Source organism: Flavobacterium panici (assembly GCF_903819335.1).
Taxonomy (GTDB): Bacteria; Bacteroidota; Bacteroidia; order Flavobacteriales; family Flavobacteriaceae; genus Flavobacterium; species Flavobacterium panici.
Genome location: NZ_CAIJDE010000043.1, coordinates 1 through 17666 on the forward strand (window position 1 = coordinate 1; position 17666 = coordinate 17666).

The following is a 17666-nucleotide window of genomic DNA, read 5'->3' on the forward strand; positions in this document are numbered from 1 at the left end:
ATAATTATTTAACAAAATTAACACTTTTTGTTATAAAAATTTAACAAATGTTTTTAACAAAAATTATCTCATATTAATGCAAACCCAGTAAAATCAGTAAGAAAATACAAATCAGGTTGTTAAGCGTAAAAAATTATTCTGAAATTTTATTTTGTTTTGGATGTATTAAAAAATGATTTCACAGTTTTTGCATATCATTTAAAATATAAAACCGGCTTCAAAAGAGAATATCATTCCTGCCGATATTGAAGATTATGTAGGAAATAAAAAATCATATTTTTTTTACAAATATTTTAATAACTTTGATTTACACACGACAGATAATTATTTCAAATAGAAATCATTATGTATAAATTTCATCTTTGCTTTATCTAAATGAAGACAAAAATTACTTTTTTCATTCTTATGATAACGACAATCAGTCTCTCACAAAGCTCTGATAAATGGAAACAATACATAAAAAAGGAAACCGAAAGAAAATTTGAAAAATATTATTTTACGTCTTTAGCAAATGCGCATTCCAACAACTACAAGGTTGTAAAAAAATTAGACAATACTTTTTGCATTGTTGAAAATCAAAGTACAGGACTTCAAAAATCTTCACAAAAAATTTTCGCGGTTAACAATTTATGGAAACTACCTTCCAGTTTTTCAAATCATAAAGAAGACAAAACGTATATAATAGCAACAGATTCTCTCAAAGCGTTAATTACAGACTTGAAATCAATGAACATTTCTGGAATCGAAATACTCGATAACCATCTTGTAATGATAAAAAGTGATTCCCAAAAAATCACTAATGAAGTGATAGCTCTGAACAGTGTATCGTCTATTTCGCAAGAATCGCTGCAGCCAAAAGCTGAATCTAAAATAATAGATCAAAACTTTAGTATCAATTATATAAATAAAGCCCATGCTGATTTTCCTCTTTTAAAGGGTGAAAATCAAACTGCAGTAATCAAAGATGATTTTTTTGATATAAATGATTTTGATCTTTTAAATAAGCACATTATTTCCACCACACAATCTAATATTGTATCGAGCCATGCAACGGCTATGGCCACTATAGTCTGCGGATTAGGAAATAGTTCTGGTTTAGGAAAAGGCGTCGCGCAAAAGGCAAAAATATTATCATCAGATTTTTTGAATATTTATCCTGATGAAATAGCGACGTTACAAGGAGCCGCCACTCAAAACCATTCTTACGGTACAGAAATTGAAAATTTTTATGGTTCGCTTGCTAATGCTTATGACGCTCAATTATTTTCAAATTCAGATTTGACCCATTGCTTTTCATCTGGAAATACCGGTCTTCAGGGTTATAAATCTATAACCGGTAATTTTAAGCAATCTAAAAATAGTATCGTATTAGGCTGTATTGATCAAAACGAAGTAATTATGCCTTTTTCTTCAAAAGGCCCGGCTTATGACGGCCGAATAAAACCAGAATTAGTCGCGTTTAGTACACAGGGAACTTCAAATTCTACGGCATTGGCTACAGGAATTATTACGCTGATGAAAGAACATTATAAAAACATCAACAATGTGCCTCTGAACAATGCCACTACAAAAGCTATTTTAATTAATAGTGCCAAAGATTTAGGCAATCCAGGCCCTGATTTTACCTATGGTTATGGTAATATTAATACGGATAAATGCCTAAAAACCATTAGCGAAAATAGAATTATATCCGGCGCTTTGACATCTGGACAAACAAATGCACACACTATTAATGTTCCGGAAAATGCAGAAAACTTAAAAATTACATTAGTTTGGAATGATGTGCCTGCCGAAATCAACAGTAATATAAGTTTGGTTAACGATTTAGACCTTGAAGTTATCGCTGCTGACAACACTGCTTTTTTACCCTGGATTCTTAACCCTGATATTCCAGAACAGCAAGCTATTAGAGGAAAAGACAAACTTAATACTATAGAACAAATTACTATTGAAAACCCCATATCAGGATCTTATACAATAAATATCAAGGGTTCATACGTTTCGAATACTTCTCAGCAATACAGCATTGCTTATGAATATGAGTTGAAAAATCAATTTGAATGGAATTACCCCGTTGCAAATGATAATTTCCCTTATGATGGTAAAACTATTTCACCTTTTAAATGGGATGCTTCTTTTTCTGGTACTTCGGGAGAATTGTCTATTAGTTACGATAATGGGCAGACTTGGGAAATTATCGCAAATGATATTAATCTGGATTCTGAACAATTTCTCTATACTCCTTCTGAACAAAAATTTTCAAAAGCAAAATTAAAAATGACCATTGGTACTACTGATTATATCTCTGACAGTTTTATTATTTCTTATGATTTAAATATCAGTACCAGTTTAGTTTGTGATGGCACAACAGAAATTTATTGGCAAAAACCTTCCAATGTTGCTTCTTTTAATATTTATCAGCTCACAGGAGATAATTTAGAATTTAAAGAACAAACAACAAACGCCAATTATACCTATACAGATGGAAAAATTTATACTGTTACTCCGATATTTGACAATAGCGAAGGAATAAAAAGTGAGTCAACTTTACAGTATGCCGCAAACTCAAATTGTTATTTTGAGCTGGCTCTGGCAGAAATTTATCAGGAGGATAAAGTAAAAATTGATGCCAGTCTTTTTAGTTTGTACAATATTAAAAGAATTGAGCTGGTAAAAATAACTAACAATACCGAAGAGGTCATTAACACCATAAATAACATCGATTCAAAAACATTTTCTTTTATCGACAGCACGCCCATAAAAGGCAGTAATCGATATAAAATAAATATAATTTTAGAAAACGATACTATAATAAGTTCTTCAATTCTTGATGCCAATTATTTAGGCGATGATTTATTTTTTATCCATCCTACATTATTAGGCAAGAACGAAGAATTATTTGTCGAAGCCAAAAAAGACGAAAACGCTGTTTTTTATTTGTACAACATGAGCGGACAAAATACATTTACTTCTCCCCTAATTTCTAAAATCAATAACATTAATCTTAAAAATACGGCTTCGGGAATTTATATCTACAAAATAATCACAAGTTCGGGCGGAATTCAAACAGGGAAAATTGCAGTTTTTTAAGCTATTTATGGAATTTAGAATAACACATTTTTAACTAAATGAACTTTTTATATCTTTCTTATTATCACGGATAAGAGAAAATCGATGTTGAGGTTTTCTTAGTATCAAAAAAAGATCAAACATTTTAAATATTTGATCTTTTTAATTGATTTTTTAATAAGGTTTCGAATTCGTTGTATTAAAATCCCAAGGGAATATAAATATTAGTGATTTTCAAATTCTCTTTGATTGTAAAAATTATCATCATCACTGTCAAAACCGGACTCATTTTTAGGATAATAGGATTTCAGCACATTTCTTTCATAATCCCTGTCAAAATTATGTTGTCTGTTGTATCTGCTTGTGCTTCTAAAAGTATCATATCCTATACTGTTAGCCATGACAATTTTAGTATCTTTATTTATACTCACAGATCCAATTGGTATAATAATATGGCTGTCTCCGTCTTTATATATAAACTCTCTTCCATTCTCGTTTGCTATAGCATCATGCACCTCATTGCGGCTGTCGTCTATTAATCCTTTATCTAAATTAACATCCAGATAAACAACGCGCTGCATATCTTTATTAACCCAAAGATTATCTATTTTGCCTATAGTTCGGTTATCAGAATCTACTATTTTCCAACCTCTAACATCAGAATAGTTAGAAGCAATTTTGTAATCAGAAAGTTCGTCGAGTCTGTATAAATTTCTTTCTTTATTTTCCATACTTTCTTTTTTAATGTTATAATTTATTTTTTCTGGTAAGTCTTGCTGCAGGAAACTTTTTCACTTATGTCAGCCCTTACCTCTTTACAACAAATGCATTTAGTTTGTCGTGTTATCTGTACTTGTAGTGTTTTCGATTTGTACGTTGTTTTCACTTTGTACCTCGTTATCTCTCAAAAAGATATAATATATAATTGCTGAGATTAACAGAACAGCTACAATCCATGGCCATACTGGCTTTTTTTTCTCAATTTTAATTTCTGCCATAATTTATGTTTTTTTTGATTATCAACATTTTAACTTGATAATAAAGTTACAAATGACAACGGACTATGAAGTATTTAATTTCAGCAAGAAGTTATACAATTCCCAGTAGAAAAAAATTGAAAAGATGATGTTACAGGAGATTAATAAGCCTTTAAAAAAAGAAATTTATTCAGTGATCGCTATGTTTTATTTATTCCGTTACAAAATCTATCTTATCCTTTTTCCTGATTTTTTCAACGCCCCTTTCTCTTATAATTTCTGCTGCATCGAGCATTTTTATTAAATGAATATAAGGCGTAGTTATGTCAGATTCCGGATCTCCAATATCTGGAGACAAGGAATGCTCGAGGATTTGAAATAGAAATAATTCAAATTCTTCAAGCGTTTTTTCATCAAATGCTTTTTGAAATACAATAAAAGGATTATTGTATTCTTCCTTTATTAGGGATGAAAAATGATAAACCTTTTCACTACCCAAAGACGCTGTAATTTTCCATTTTTTACTTTTCTTTTGTAGACAGTAACACACCTTAATAAAAAAACTGAAAGCTGTATATAAAACAAAAACATCACTAGGATTTTCTTTTTTGTGCACTTTTCTTTTATAACTGTAAATTACCGCTTCACTTAAATTTTGTTTATAATAATCAAGAACTGCAAAGTCAAAAAAGGCTTCAACTGCCTTAAATGGATTTCCTGCCTCAAACCCTGCCCAAAATCCTGTATCGTAGGATATTTTATTCATTTTCATAATAATGAGATTTAAAATTATCTAGCGAAATTCTATTCTTTAAAAAGGATAACCTATTCTAAACATAGGTATAATATCTTACAAAATTGATGTATTATGGGATGTTTTTATCTTTTAGAAAATTCAGTTTTTTTAATTCAAAACTATTATATAAAAAAAGCCGGGATAATAGTATCCCGGCAATTAAAGTATGCTTTAAAATTATTATATAACAGGAAGACTTCCTCCGTCTATTGCATAAATAGAACCTGTTAGATAAGATGCCCTTGGTGAAACCAAAAAACCAACAAGATCCGCAACTTCTTCAGGTTCAGCCATTCTACCCATTGGTACACCACCAACATGTTTCATCAATTCCTTTTCGGCATCTTCATTTTTAATTCCTGATGAAAGAGCAAAATCTTCAACAAATTTTAACATTGGCGGAGTTTTAGTAGCGCCTGGTGCAACAGTAATTACGCGTATTCCATCAGAAGCTACTTCTGTTGACAAGGCTTTACTGTAGCTGTTTAATGCAGCTTTAGAAACGGCATAAGCCAGATTAAGATTCCATAAAGCCTGTTTTCCTGCAACAGAGGAAATATGTATAATTACACCGCTTTTCTTTTCTTGCATTTTAGGCAGTAAAGTTCTGTCTAAACGTATTGCTGAAATCAGATTCAGCTCCAGCTCATTCTCCCAATGTGAATCAGTTAATACTTTGTAGCCGCCACCCGGTGTTGTAAGTCCGCCAACATTATTAATAAGAATGTCAATAGTGCCAAATTTTTCAGCAATTTGTTCTTCCAGTTTTAAAACATCGTTAGCAACCGTAAGATCAGCAGCAATAAAATGAGTCTTAGTGTTTTCTAATTCAGGTTCATTTCTAGCCGTAACTATTACGACTGCACCTGCTTGGTACAAACGTTCAGCAATAGCTTTTCCAATTCCTTTTGTTCCGCCTGTAACCAAGGCAATTTTACCTTCTAATTCGGTATTGTAATTTGATTTGATTTCCATTTTAAAATATTTTTAATAAAATTCAAATCTATATAGTTTTTACTATACTTTTGTTATCAATTACCTTTAGGAAAGTTACTATTTATGGATGAAAATGTTTGCATAGAAACCAGCAAAGAAAATATGCTGGCATTAAAAGATTCTCTCGAATTGCTTAGCGGAAAATGGAAATTTTGTATTCTTTTGAGTTTATACATCTATGGAAGTCAAAGATTTAAAGATTTACTTGCAAATTCTGTAGGAGGTATTTCTCCCAAAGTTCTATCTAAAGAATTACAGGATCTGGAAAATAATTTACTTATTACCAGAACAGTAAATAATACGAAGCCAGTTACAGTTACTTACGCACTTACCAAGCATGCTGCTGAAACGCAGCCTGTTATAAATGCCTTAATTACATTTGGGAAAAAACACAGATCTCAAATTATAGCAAAATAAATTCATATTGCATTACTTCTATTTCATATCACATTAGGATTATACCATAAATTGACGTAAAATAGAATAGAAATGGTATAATATCTGACAAAATAGATGTATTATGGGATATTTTTTTATCTTTGAAACTCAGGCTTTTTAAGCAAAATGGCTTTATCTTTGAGTCTTCAGAAAAATTGATATTCATTATGGAACAGAAAATACATCAGGGAAGAAACGTAAAACGCTTCAGAGAAATGCTTAACATAAAGCAGGAAGGATTAGCTTATGATCTGGGCGAAGACTGGAACCAAAAGAAAATTTCTTTGCTGGAACAGAAAGATGTTATTGAAGAAAAACTGCTGAAACAAATCTCTGCTATTTTAAAAATTCCTGTTGAAGCTTTTCAGAATTTTGATGAAGAACAGGCAGTGAATTTAATTTCTTGTAATTTCTCAGATAATGCAATGTTCAATAACAAAATTGAAGTTTTTAATAACAATCCGATTGAGGAGTTAAAAAAACTTCACGAAGAAAAAATTGCTTTATATGAGCGTATGTTAAAGGAGAAAGATGAAATGATGGTGAGGCTTGAAAAATTGATTGGTAAATAATTTCAGGATAATTCTTATTTTACAGTAAATCCTAAAATAAATAGAATAGTATTTTAATTTTGTAGAAGAGACAAAATTTGTTGTATACAACAAATTCTGTCTCTTTTTTTAATTTAAACACAATATCATTTTTATTTTTATAAGAAATAGACTAGTTTTTTAACATTATTTTGTAATATATTATTTATATTTGATTTTAAATATTTATAACAAATGAATAATTTTAAAAAATATAAAGTTCAACGTGGAGATACAATAGAAAGTATTGCTGCAAAAATTGGAATTCCTGTTGTCGAAATCAGAACATATCATAATCGATATTGCGATGTGCGTGATTTGGTTGAATTTAGACTTCCTATTCGACATGTTGAATACATATTGCTTCCAAATTTAGAGGAATATGTAGAATCTAAAAAGGCTAAAAATAGCGCAACTAAAAAAGTTTTTACTAATCCAGAAAATCATCTGAGGATACTGGTTACAGAAAATCTGAAACTCGATTACGGAACTATAATACAGTACAAAGAAAATAATCAAGTAAAAGATAAAATTCATTTTACATCTCAAATAGAATTCCTAAAAAGAGATGGAAATTTTTCTATTGTAAAATTTCAAATAAATCAAGTTTACATCAATAACAAAGAGCCAGAGTTAGTAATAGAGAAACTAGCCGACAGAATTTCGAAGGCTTTATATCCAGTTTTATTGCGTTTAAATGATAAAGGCGAAATAGAGAATATAGTTAATATCGATGAGATCCAAAGAAGATGGGATATAATAAAACCTTCTATCCTTGAATATTTTAAAGGCGGGAATGAAATAGATAAATTAATTGCTTCATTCGAAAAAAACATAATGTCGGCCTCTTTATTAAAAAGAAGCTTTCACGAGCATCCTTTTTATCAAATTTACTTTGCGCCTATATACCAAAAATATACTTCAGATCTATCATTTGCCAAAACTGACTCTCAAATAAAAACACTTCAAATTATTGATGAATTCCAGACTTCGACATCTAAAATTTGTCTAACACGAAAAGGTGTTGAGCAATTGTTAGTAAATGACTCAGAAAATTTTGAAAATGACTTAAAGAAATGTGACTTTGAAATTGGAAAATTAGAAGAAGAAAACACTAGTAATATGCATTTTCTATACAAACTGCATCATGACAACAAAACCATATTTTCTATTACTGGCTTTATAAATTCAAGAAAGAATAGTGATGTTGTATCTACCATAGAGTTTGAAACTTATGAGCGAATTAAGAAAAAAACTAAACAAGAAATATTAAATCCAATATCGAGAAAAATAGATTGGAGTGCAGAAGTTATTAATGAGAAAGAAATAAAAGAAAAAGGTTTTTGGGATACGTTTTGGGGAACCTAACCGTAATTAGGTTTAAAAGTTTAATTAGTAATTTTTAATTGTAAAAGATAATGGATTATATAGTAGTAGACGGAGCAAAAATAAATTGTGAATACGGTAGTGCAGATTCCACTTTTTTAGAAGTACCATATGATGGATGTACAATTGATGATAAAAATCCGGTGCTTGAAAGTAATTTAAATATTGGCGGTTTTGTTTTTTGCACAGTTCGTAAACAAGCTTGTGTTTTTAAAGCATTAGATAAAACTTGGAGAGAGCCAGCAAATTGCGGTATTACAGAAGGCAAATATATTACAACAAAGTCAGTATTGTTTTGCAAAGAAAGAGGAATGTTGTCAATTACAGATGCAGGACAAAATTGCGTAGCAGAAATTGATGGTATGCTGGTGGCTACTGATTTAAAATAACAAGGCTTTTAAATAAATAATTTCAACTAATCAAAAAAAACAGAAGATGAGCGAAGTACATTTAGTATGTCAGGGAGCAACATGCAAGTGCCAGTTTGGTACAACTCCAGATGCTTTGAAAGTAAAAACACAAACCAAACGTTTTATAAACGATGCCAAAGGAAAATCAAAATTAACAGCAACTCACAAAGATATTGGACAAACTTTTGAAAAAAACACTTTTGGCAGTTGTGCAAAAATGAACAATAATCCTTGTAAGCCCACAATTACAAAATGGGAAAACTTTTATGATAAAGTTACATTAAAAGACAATAATGGCAAACCATTATTAGAAAACAGTAAAGCTACTTGTGCAGTAGCAGGGAGTCCTTGTATAGAAATTATTAATCATGGGCAGATTACAGAAGTTACCAAACAGAATATTAAAAATGCTAACCCAGAAGTGATTAAAGTAATTAACCCAGCATTAAACTTAAACATTGATGAGATAGGATTATTACAAATACCTAATATTTAAATAGTATGGATGATAATAAACTGCATATTATTCCTAAAATAACATTTAGAGAAACCTATGATAAAGCGATGGGAAGCCTTGTTTTAGAACAGGCGGAAACTTTTTCTGTAACTATAGCGGAATATGAAAAAGATGAAAAAGAAATAAAAAAATTAGAAAAAAGAAAAAATACTGCCAGAGACTTTGCTGTAAAAAAATGGCAACAGCACGCAGAAGAAGGCTGGGACAAAAAAAAATTAGAAGAGAACTATAATGCTAATATGCAGGATTGGGAAAAAGCAAATAAAGCTATTCAAGCGCTCGAAGAAAAATATAATGATGTAAATTGGTGCTGGCAGTTAGTGGGATCAAAGTTAGATTATAATAATCTTTCTCATAATAAGTCTTTTACCAAAGGAATTTATCAAATAAAAAATACGGGTAAGCAAAGTATTCAATTCCCAAAACTTTTAGAAGGCGGTGGTATGGCTTGGCTGGAAGCATTTCACGAAAAAGAAGGTGCAGTTGGCAATACTCCTTATGGAATATATGTACAGGCATACGGAACACCTAAAATTATACGAGCCGAATGGACAGATTTTAACTATGAGCCTATAAAAGGAAGTGTTGGTTTTATGTCTAAAGTGATTTTGCATATTTATACTCGGGCTATGTACGGACAAGAGGTAGATATACAGTTAATAGACAGAGACTTGTTTGACCCTAACGATGTCCTTAATGCTTTTGAATCAGAAACTTTTCGTGGTGAAGTAAATATATTTAAAATAAAAAAAAATGAGATAGGTAAAGAAGGAGTATCTGATTTGTTAACTAAAAGTAATGAAATCAATACTGATAATATAGTAGAAAAAGAGCAATATGTACAAAAAATTGAACTAGAGGTTCTAATAGATGCAAATTGGGAGAAATTGGCTGGCAGTAACTTACAAATATTCTGCACAATAAAATCAAAGCAAACAGATACTTTTTTTGAAGGTTTTGAACGAAACTATTTAAATGTTGATGCAAATAGCTTAATACTAACCGCTGAAAAAGAAGTAAGTAATAAACCGGTGCTGGTTGGACAGGTAGAAACAAATGTAGGGGCTTTTCATCATTGTCAGTATACTGGAATTAATTTAGAATACGAAAAGGGTGATAAAACCGAAAAACAAGAACTCTATAAAGAAGATCCAGGGGTAAGCGAAAATCCTAATATTGAAGTAGGATTAATTTTAGGATCTGACCCTAAAAAATTCTCGATTAAAGTTGACGAAGAGAGTGATACCGAGGAATGTATATACAAAGACAAACCCGAAGATCATGGAAAAAATATTTTCACCTTTGATAAGTCGAAGCTTTCTAAAAATATTTCTATTACTAAACATGAACCTAAAAGTATTGAAGGAATTGCGTATTTTGATTATGATAAAATAAAATTATTTGATTATTTTTTTCTGACAGATTCTAAATTGAAGGATTTGCCTCAAATCAATATTGATGCAAATACATGCAGGCATAAGCATAAAATAAATCTATTAACTGTGCCCGATATAAAATGGGAAGCTTATATTTTGATTATGTCAAAGACCTCTGAAAGTTTTTCTCATACAGGAATGCCTAGTGATAAAGATTCTTTTGGAGATCCTATTGTTACAGAAAATGGAAAACCTACAAGAAAAAACATATTCGAAATACATCAAAAAAAAGCAAGAGAAACTGGCGTTTCTGCAAAAAAGATGTCTAAAGATTTTACTGGAGAATTGCATATAAAAGCTAGTACAAATAATGGTGCTAATTCATTTGACTATGGTGCTACAATTGAAGATAAACTAAATGTAATCTTATCTACACTTAGTAGTGTAAAAGAAGTTTTAGATTCTTTATCTCATAGAGATGAAGCTGTAAAAGGTAAAGCACAAGAAGCAATGCAAACGCTCAAAGATAAAAATGTGATAGGTTCTAAACTCCCTGTTTTTATAGAGTTTAGCTTTCCTACAATACGTTTGGGAGGAGGATGGTATTGGGATATGGATAAAAAAGATGGGAAAATCAAATGTATAGGAAATTTACAGTTTGGATTTGAGCCATTAATACAGGGTAAAGGAGGAATTGACTTGGTTGCTGCCGCAGATTACATACCAGTTGTGAAACCTGTATTAGTTGCTTTAAGATACGTTAAAGTTGGTGCACAATGGTTAAGTGATAATACTCCTGTGAAAATTGATAGTGAATTATACTTTAATTTATATGTAAAAGGAAAGATTGATTTAAGACAAACTATAGATTTTATTAATTCGTCTAATGATAAAACGGATGTTAAAATCTCATTATTGCTAGGGATTGAATTAGGATTTAAAATAAAGGCAAGTATTGAAAAGGTGATTTACACAAAATCTGATAAAGCTGGAGGAGAAGAAATAAGTAAAACTGGTTTTGACGGTCAGTTATCTGCAGAAGTGGAAAGTGGGTTTGTTGGTACAGCCACAGGAGGAAGAGATGAAAAGGGAATGTATCAGCAATTCAGTGCAGATTTTACAGGGATAACCTTAAAAGTAGTTGGGAAATTGACTATTCATAGAAAGAAAAAGCAACCAAAAAATTATGGTTTAAATGAAAAATTTGATCTTGTTGATTACTACAAGGATATATGTAAATCGGATAAAATATATGTGCTTTAAAAAAACAATTATTTGCATCATAAGTCTATATTGTTTTAATAGCTGTGCCCAGAATCCAAAAGATATTTTAAAAAAACAAAAAAAAATGGAAAAAGAGATCATCACTTATCAAGATAAAATGTATGATAAGATAGAAAAATTTGACACAAAACCTTTGTATGTATTGCAAGTAAATAAAAACAATTGTAGGGTATTGGTTTCTTGTAATGAGATACCACATTGGATTACTTTTTTTGACAATGATGGCGCAAGTACTCCTTTATTTTTAAATGATTACATCCTGAAATCGGGTAATCAAATTGTGAAAATACAGATCTATCCTAAAGAGGGACAAGAATTTATTGCAGATAATGCTGATTTAGATATTAAATTAAAATACGCAAAAGACAAAAATGATGGTGTAGATACGTATACAAATTTATCACACGTAGAGTTGCCAGAAAACATTGGGAGTAAAAAACTACCTTATTTTGAGCTTAAGATACCATTTGAGGCTATTGTTCCTTGGGATTTTAGTAAAGATTTAGACACGGCTCAAGATTTATCTAAAGTTCCAGATATAGAAGAAAAAGTAGTAAAAAAGTACAATCAATTGAGAGAATTATTAGTAAATGGCGATGGCTTATCTTTTCTTAAAGAAATCGAGCGTAGTGATTTAAAAACAATGTCCTATTTATATTTTACAAAAAAAGAAATATTAATTGAAGATAAAATAGAAAACAGTGATATAAAACCTATTAGAAAAGATGTTAAAAACAGAAAAGTATATCCGATTGAAGATTATGAAATGACTTTTAGTGCTGATAACAAATTAGTAATATTAAGACGAAAAAAAGATCGAGAAGAGATACTAAATGTAGAGTTTGAAACTGAAACAGGTGTTGATGGATCAATTAGATGTACAATTCTCTATATGCCGTATAATAGTAATGAATTAAAAGTTTGGTAGTGAAAAAAGCACCTTCTTTACCCCATAATAATTTAAAAATAAAAAGTCTTAGAGGCTGTCATTTAATATTTTGGGTTTTTATAGCGGCTTTACTAGGAATGCTTCTGGTAATTTTTATTAAGATTAAATGTTTTTCAGGAGAAATATCTACATGGTAATAAAAAGAATAATTTATGTAGTTCCAGTATTATCAATAGTAAATAGTCTTTATTTATTTGTTGTTTATTTGGAGGCATTTATGCTTAATAAATTAGATAAGAAATTAATTTCAAATTTTACATTAATACTTTTTTCGACACTCTTAGTTATGTCGGCTGTTACAGTAATTGTTAACATAGCAAAAAAGGAAAAAAATAGAAACTTAAATTTTGTAGACTTCTTATTGCAGAAAATATTGCTTCCTATTTTTTGTCTTTTTTTTATGTTATTTATTTATGACAGCTTGAAATTTGATTATTTTGAGTTGCTAAAATATGGGATAGCAATTCTGATAGAAATTTTTAGCATTGCATTTGCAATCGGAAAAAACAGAGAAAATGCACTGTTAAAACTTATTGGAGTTGTATTTGTTTGGGTAATTATAGCAACTATTTGTTTTTCTCTAACAGGATTTTTTGATCAATATTTAGGATATAAGGAATTGGGAAATTCAAATTCAAGATTGGTATTTACGGCTATTTTCTATCATTTATTTAATGCTTGTTTTTTATTTTATTCGTTATTACCAAAAAGTTTTTTTTAAAGAAACATTTTAATAAAGATAGATAAGAAGTTTTTTGTTTATGGTAAAATGGGTCTTAAATGCACGTTAATACAATTTCAACTAATGAATCCCGATCGCGCGGATTTGTAATCCGTGCCCGCAAAGTATATCTTAAAAGATTAAAAAAATAGAAAATCCAGTTTTATTAATATTAGGAACGGGCACGGAAAGAATTTCCGCGCTATCGTTGTATATATCCGAGCGATCGGGACTTCAAGGTTTAAACAATTAGGGAATTAGAAGAAATTATACTTAATAAAAATGATGGAGATAAATCAAGTGCAACCAATTTGTCCCTAACAAATCAACAACAACCTATATTCACCATCATTTTCTATTGGCGCTCTATGAATACAAGGCAGCACTTGTTGTTTTGGATGATCAACAGCCAGACGCCAAAGATGTCCTAAACCTAAATTAACAGGTTCTGCATCTTCATGTACCTGATAATGCAAATCAAAATAATTTTCTGTTAAAAAGTCTTCGAATTCTTCTGCTGGTCCATCGTGCAGCTCTTTTAGCTTTTCTCGTATTTCTGGAATCAGGATTTTTTGTTCTGCCTGCGAATTAGCAACAATATCACTTACCGCTCCGTGATAAGTGCATAAAAAAGTATCGGTTGCTATGGGCGAACGATCAACATGAAACGAATACACATCGGTCGAAATGAAATCAAATTCATCATCACGTTCATAACACTTCAGTAAATTAAGAGAAGGCGAAGCGCCAAAATCAGTTAATAATTGCAAATCATTTAAAATTATTTCCCTTGCTGTATTTCCCTTTTCTGAAAGTTGGAGAGCGATTAAATCTTCGGGAGAAACTTCTGTTATATTTTCTTTTAAAGATAATTTGGTTACAATTTCGTTAAAATCTCCATCTAAATTTCTGTGCCAGCATAACGCATTCATTTCTCCCTTGAAATTGGTATGTACAAGATCTGAGAATGTAGATACAACTCCAATTTGGCTGTTTTCAGAAAATATATTATTCATAATATGATATTAAGAGATTAAGTTACTTCTCTAATAAAAAATAGAAATGATACAGCCATAGTTTCTGCTGAATCACAAATTAAAAAAACTTTAAAGTCAAAAATTATTTGACCTCTTTCTCCATTACAACCATACCTTTTAATTCGTCTTTTATAAAAGGATACGTCAAATCCATTTCGGCTGTCACTTTAAAATTTTGCTTTTCATAAAACTTTAAGGCATCTGAACATTTCATTGCTTTGAGCCAAATCGTTTTTTTATTTTCATGAGCCGCAAGTTGTAAGACCATTTTAAGAGTAGCTTTTCCTAAACCTTTCCCGGCAGCTTCTTTTAGAAAATACAACCTCTCGATTTCTAAAGCATTAGTATCTTTTTTTCCTTCTGCAGATTTATTATTATTAATTTTTAATACGCCTATAGCTAATTCCTGATCGTAAATGAGATAGAACTGAGTTTGGGGCACATTCATTTCTGAAATTATTTTTTCTTTTGTAAAGCTGGTGTTCATATAGTTTTCACCATTATCAGTCCATAAATAGAGATAATGTTCTTTATAGGACTGCTTATATACTTCCAAAATCTGCGGAATATCATCTTCTGAACAAATTTTGTACTCAGGTTCTTTTATCATGTGCTAATAGTTTCAATCTTGATTTTCAATAGAAACGCAAATGTAAGCATATAATAAATAAATTACAGCCGTATTAATTACGATTAGCACTACTCGCCTGCCTGATTGCTTTTGGGTCTGTTAAATTAAAACGATACACAAAACTAAGTCTGTAGCGGGCTGCATTTGGAATACTGTTTTCGGTAATATAATAATCTGTACCCGTTGTTGTGCTTTTATTTTGGCGTAAGTCAAAAGCATTTGAAACATCAAATACAATGGTAGCTTTATCTTTTAAAAAAATTTTGCTTAAACCAAAATCAAGCGATTGCAATGCATCGTTTTTTGTCTGCGCATTTTGCTGCGCGCCGCGAAAGTTATAACGTCCCTGAAAACTGAATTTTGATGGCAGTTTAATCTGACTGCTTAAACGTCCGGTAAAAGTTTGTCCGTTATAATCAAGATTTTCTTCCTGATAACTTCCTTTTTGCGTAAAATGATAAAAATTCATTTCTAAATTGACCTGAAGCCATTTTAACGGATTATATAAGGTCGAAAGTTCTATACCACTTCGTATTTCATGCTGAATATTAATAGGCGTTGTAAAAAATATATCATTTTCACGATACGTAAAATCCTGAATATAACCACTCTCCCATTGATAATAAACGGAAGGATTGAGCGTAAGCTTTTTCCATGCTTTAAGAAAACCCAGTTCAAACACATCAGAATAAGAAGGATTTAAATCAGGATTACCAACATATTGCGCATTCAAATCGGTCAGCTCGTTAAAAGGGTACAAAGCATATAAAGGCGGACGGTTAATTCGTTTGCTGTAATTTAACTGCAAAGTAGATCCTTCAAACTTGTAACTTAAATTAACGGTTGGAAATAATCTATTGTATTTTTTATCATCGTTATAAGTGTTTTTAATATCTGTAATAGCAATTTTGGTGAATTCTGTACGAAGCCCAAACATATAATTAAATCTCCTAAATTTGTTACTGTATTGCGCGTAAGCACTTGAAATGGTTTCGGTATAATCCAGATCATTGTCAATATTTTGATAAATCGACCAAACATTCCCCTGTTCCTGCTCTGCCAAAAACTGACTGGAAACTTTACGAATCTCTGTTTTAACACCCATTTCAAATACAGAAACAGAATCAATTGGCTGAACAAAATCAGTCTGCACAAGCAAATCTTTACTGCTTCCTATTGAGTTGGTTCTAATACCGGGATAAGCCTGCGTTTCCGGATAAATACGCTGTGTTGAAAGATCCCACTTTTTATCGCTGTTCCACCAATCGTACTGAACATCGATAGTCCATTTTTTTGAAGGTTTTTTAAAAGTCTGGGTATAATTAAACTCAAATTGGTTGTAATCTCTTTTTTCTAATGATTTTCCTTGTCTTGTTAAAAGACTGTCTTGTACATGGTTTGCATTGCTGTAATCATACAATAAACGGGTTTTATCATCATCTGTCGTGGCATTTTTTAAAAAAGCTGCAGTAATAGTGCGATGTTCATCAATATAATAATCAGCACCCAGATACATCAATTTTCCGTCGTCGTGGCGATCCTCATTTTGCACATGGTTAAGGTATTTTGGAGAACCGTTATTCATAGTCGACTGATTTGTAGTATATAATCCAACGTAATCCGAAGAACGTATACCAAAATTGGAAAAAATATTGATTTTATCCGATTTAAAATTGATGCTTGGATTAAGTCGGCTGTCATTTGGCGATCCGGCAACCAATCGAACCTGACCGCTGAAACCACTTTTTTTATTTTTCTTTAATATAATATTGATAATTCCTGCCGAGCCCGAAGCGTCATATCGGGACGAAGGATTCGTTATTACTTCAATGCGTTCAATTTGGTCGGCTGCAATTTGGTCGAGTGAATTGCTTTGCGTTAAACCAGACTGGCGTCCGTTAATTAATACCAATACGCTGCTGTTGCCACGAAGGCTTATTCCACCCGTTGGACTAACTGTTACCGAAGGAACTCCGTTTAAAACATCGTGAGCAGAGCCATTCTGCGAAAGCACATCTTTACCTACTTCAAAAACTTTTTTATCCAGTTTTAAACTCACGCTGGATTTTTGTCCTGTAACTTCAACTGCATTTAATTGCACAGCATCGGCATTTAAAAGAATAGTTCCTAATTCTGTTTTTGGTTTCCCCGAAATGATTTCGAATGTTTGAATATAATTTTGATATCCGATATAACTAAAAGAAATGGTCATTTTACCGCTTGGGAGCTCTTCAAGATTAAATATACCTTGGTCGTCTGTTACGCCAACTGCAATTGTTTTTGAGGTATTATCTTGAATGGAAACTGTCACATACGGAATCGCTTCTTTAGTTGTATTGTCCTGAACTTTGCCCGAAACAGCTGCTTTCTGCGCCAGGCTAAACATCGGAATAAATAAAATTAAAATACTGGTTATTAAGGTTTTCATATTTATTGGTTTTGATGATACAAGATTACTTTATAAAATAAAATCTTACCTTTTAAAACAT

At 31.1% G+C, this 17666-nt stretch carries 16 protein-coding genes; 9 read left to right on the forward strand and 7 right to left on the reverse strand.

All coding sequences use genetic code 11. The features are described 5' to 3' along the window. Positions 1–405: 405 nt before the first annotated feature. Positions 406–3090 (forward strand): S8 family peptidase, encoded by a 2685-nt coding sequence (locus tag FLAPXU55_RS11345; protein WP_235992029.1) that lies wholly within the window; start codon positions 406–408, stop codon positions 3088–3090. Between the two features lie 203 nt (positions 3091–3293). Here the strand turns inward: FLAPXU55_RS11345 and FLAPXU55_RS11350 are convergent, their stop codons facing one another. The 4 genes from FLAPXU55_RS11350 to FLAPXU55_RS11365 form a co-directional block, all read right to left on the reverse strand. Next, positions 3294–3800: a PRC-barrel domain-containing protein gene (locus FLAPXU55_RS11350; protein ID WP_053471206.1), complete on the reverse strand. Its 507-nt coding sequence runs from the start codon at positions 3798–3800 to the stop codon at positions 3294–3296. Between the two features lie 99 nt (positions 3801–3899). Beyond that, the gene (locus FLAPXU55_RS11355; RefSeq protein WP_165590681.1) at positions 3900–4067 is read right to left on the reverse strand and encodes a hypothetical protein; all 168 of its coding nucleotides are present in this window, start codon (positions 4065–4067) and stop codon (positions 3900–3902) included. Between the two features lie 190 nt (positions 4068–4257). After that, positions 4258–4818: a hypothetical protein gene (locus tag FLAPXU55_RS11360; protein ID WP_180857748.1), complete on the reverse strand. Its 561-nt coding sequence runs from the start codon at positions 4816–4818 to the stop codon at positions 4258–4260. Between the two features lie 204 nt (positions 4819–5022). Continuing rightward, positions 5023–5817, reverse strand: a complete 795-nt coding sequence (locus tag FLAPXU55_RS11365; RefSeq protein ID WP_180857749.1) for an SDR family oxidoreductase — start codon at positions 5815–5817, stop codon at positions 5023–5025. Positions 5818–5901: 84 nt separating this feature from the next. Between FLAPXU55_RS11365 and FLAPXU55_RS11370 the strand changes: the two genes are divergently transcribed. The 8 genes from FLAPXU55_RS11370 to FLAPXU55_RS11405 all read left to right on the forward strand — a co-directional run bounded on the left by FLAPXU55_RS11370 (position 5902) and on the right by FLAPXU55_RS11405 (position 13509). Next, the gene (locus FLAPXU55_RS11370) at positions 5902–6255 is read left to right on the forward strand and encodes a winged helix-turn-helix transcriptional regulator (protein WP_180857750.1); all 354 of its coding nucleotides are present in this window, start codon (positions 5902–5904) and stop codon (positions 6253–6255) included. A gap of 188 nt (positions 6256–6443) precedes the next feature. Then, positions 6444–6848 (forward strand): helix-turn-helix domain-containing protein, encoded by a 405-nt coding sequence (locus FLAPXU55_RS11375; RefSeq protein ID WP_180857751.1) that lies wholly within the window; start codon positions 6444–6446, stop codon positions 6846–6848. A 213-nt stretch (positions 6849–7061) separates the two neighbouring features. Continuing rightward, complete coding sequence (locus FLAPXU55_RS11380) at positions 7062–8234, forward strand: LysM peptidoglycan-binding domain-containing protein (protein WP_180857752.1); 1173 nt, start codon at positions 7062–7064, stop codon at positions 8232–8234. Between the two features lie 50 nt (positions 8235–8284). After that, positions 8285–8641 carry a PAAR-like protein gene (locus FLAPXU55_RS11385; RefSeq protein WP_180857753.1) on the forward strand — a complete coding sequence of 119 codons (357 nt, stop codon included), beginning with the start codon at positions 8285–8287 and terminating at the stop codon, positions 8639–8641. 46 nt (positions 8642–8687) lie between these two features. Next, a complete protein-coding gene (locus tag FLAPXU55_RS11390) occupies positions 8688–9158 on the forward strand; it encodes a DUF4280 domain-containing protein (RefSeq protein WP_180857754.1) in 471 nt (156 codons plus the stop codon). Between the two features lie 5 nt (positions 9159–9163). Next, positions 9164–11818, forward strand: coding sequence for a hypothetical protein (locus FLAPXU55_RS11395; protein ID WP_180857755.1), 2655 nt, complete (start codon positions 9164–9166; stop codon positions 11816–11818). Between the two features lie 85 nt (positions 11819–11903). After that, complete coding sequence (locus FLAPXU55_RS11400) at positions 11904–12767, forward strand: hypothetical protein (protein WP_180857756.1); 864 nt, start codon at positions 11904–11906, stop codon at positions 12765–12767. Between the two features lie 151 nt (positions 12768–12918). Then, positions 12919–13509: a hypothetical protein gene (locus FLAPXU55_RS11405; protein WP_180857757.1), complete on the forward strand. Its 591-nt coding sequence runs from the start codon at positions 12919–12921 to the stop codon at positions 13507–13509. A 317-nt stretch (positions 13510–13826) separates the two neighbouring features. On the opposite strand, the gene FLAPXU55_RS11410 is transcribed toward FLAPXU55_RS11405, so the two are convergent. The 3 genes from FLAPXU55_RS11410 to FLAPXU55_RS11420 all read right to left on the reverse strand — a co-directional run bounded on the left by FLAPXU55_RS11410 (position 13827) and on the right by FLAPXU55_RS11420 (position 17605). Then, the gene (locus tag FLAPXU55_RS11410; protein WP_180857758.1) at positions 13827–14525 is read right to left on the reverse strand and encodes a DUF1826 domain-containing protein; all 699 of its coding nucleotides are present in this window, start codon (positions 14523–14525) and stop codon (positions 13827–13829) included. 103 nt (positions 14526–14628) lie between these two features. Then, entirely contained in the window at positions 14629–15156 is a 528-nt protein-coding gene (locus FLAPXU55_RS11415; protein WP_180857759.1) for a GNAT family N-acetyltransferase, read from the reverse strand. Positions 15157–15229: 73 nt separating this feature from the next. After that, entirely contained in the window at positions 15230–17605 is a 2376-nt protein-coding gene (locus FLAPXU55_RS11420; protein WP_180857760.1) for an outer membrane beta-barrel protein, read from the reverse strand. Positions 17606–17666 lie beyond the last annotated feature (61 nt).

Excerpts from the sequence above, each read along its gene's own strand:
- FLAPXU55_RS11375 (WP_180857751.1), top strand. The coding sequence starts at position 6,444 with ATGGAACAGAAAATACATCAGGGAAGAAACGTAAAACGCTTCAGAGAA.
- FLAPXU55_RS11365 (WP_180857749.1), bottom strand. The coding sequence starts at position 5,817 with ATGGAAATCAAATCAAATTACAATACCGAATTAGAAGGTAAAATTGCC.
- FLAPXU55_RS11355 (WP_165590681.1), bottom strand. The coding sequence starts at position 4,067 with ATGGCAGAAATTAAAATTGAGAAAAAAAAGCCAGTATGGCCATGGATT.
- FLAPXU55_RS11405 (WP_180857757.1), top strand. The coding sequence starts at position 12,919 with ATGGTAATAAAAAGAATAATTTATGTAGTTCCAGTATTATCAATAGTA.
- FLAPXU55_RS11350 (WP_053471206.1), bottom strand. The coding sequence starts at position 3,800 with ATGGAAAATAAAGAAAGAAATTTATACAGACTCGACGAACTTTCTGAT.
- FLAPXU55_RS11400 (WP_180857756.1), top strand. The coding sequence starts at position 11,904 with ATGGAAAAAGAGATCATCACTTATCAAGATAAAATGTATGATAAGATA.
- FLAPXU55_RS11410 (WP_180857758.1), bottom strand. The coding sequence starts at position 14,525 with ATGAATAATATATTTTCTGAAAACAGCCAAATTGGAGTTGTATCTACA.
- FLAPXU55_RS11390 (WP_180857754.1), top strand. The coding sequence starts at position 8,688 with ATGAGCGAAGTACATTTAGTATGTCAGGGAGCAACATGCAAGTGCCAG.
- FLAPXU55_RS11385 (WP_180857753.1), top strand. The coding sequence starts at position 8,285 with ATGGATTATATAGTAGTAGACGGAGCAAAAATAAATTGTGAATACGGT.
- FLAPXU55_RS11380 (WP_180857752.1), top strand. The coding sequence starts at position 7,062 with ATGAATAATTTTAAAAAATATAAAGTTCAACGTGGAGATACAATAGAA.
- FLAPXU55_RS11360 (WP_180857748.1), bottom strand. The coding sequence starts at position 4,818 with ATGAAAATGAATAAAATATCCTACGATACAGGATTTTGGGCAGGGTTT.
- FLAPXU55_RS11420 (WP_180857760.1), bottom strand. The coding sequence starts at position 17,605 with ATGAAAACCTTAATAACCAGTATTTTAATTTTATTTATTCCGATGTTT.
- FLAPXU55_RS11370 (WP_180857750.1), top strand. The coding sequence starts at position 5,902 with ATGGATGAAAATGTTTGCATAGAAACCAGCAAAGAAAATATGCTGGCA.
- FLAPXU55_RS11345 (WP_235992029.1), top strand. The coding sequence starts at position 406 with ATGATAACGACAATCAGTCTCTCACAAAGCTCTGATAAATGGAAACAA.
- FLAPXU55_RS11415 (WP_180857759.1), bottom strand. The coding sequence starts at position 15,156 with ATGATAAAAGAACCTGAGTACAAAATTTGTTCAGAAGATGATATTCCG.
- FLAPXU55_RS11395 (WP_180857755.1), top strand. The coding sequence starts at position 9,164 with ATGGATGATAATAAACTGCATATTATTCCTAAAATAACATTTAGAGAA.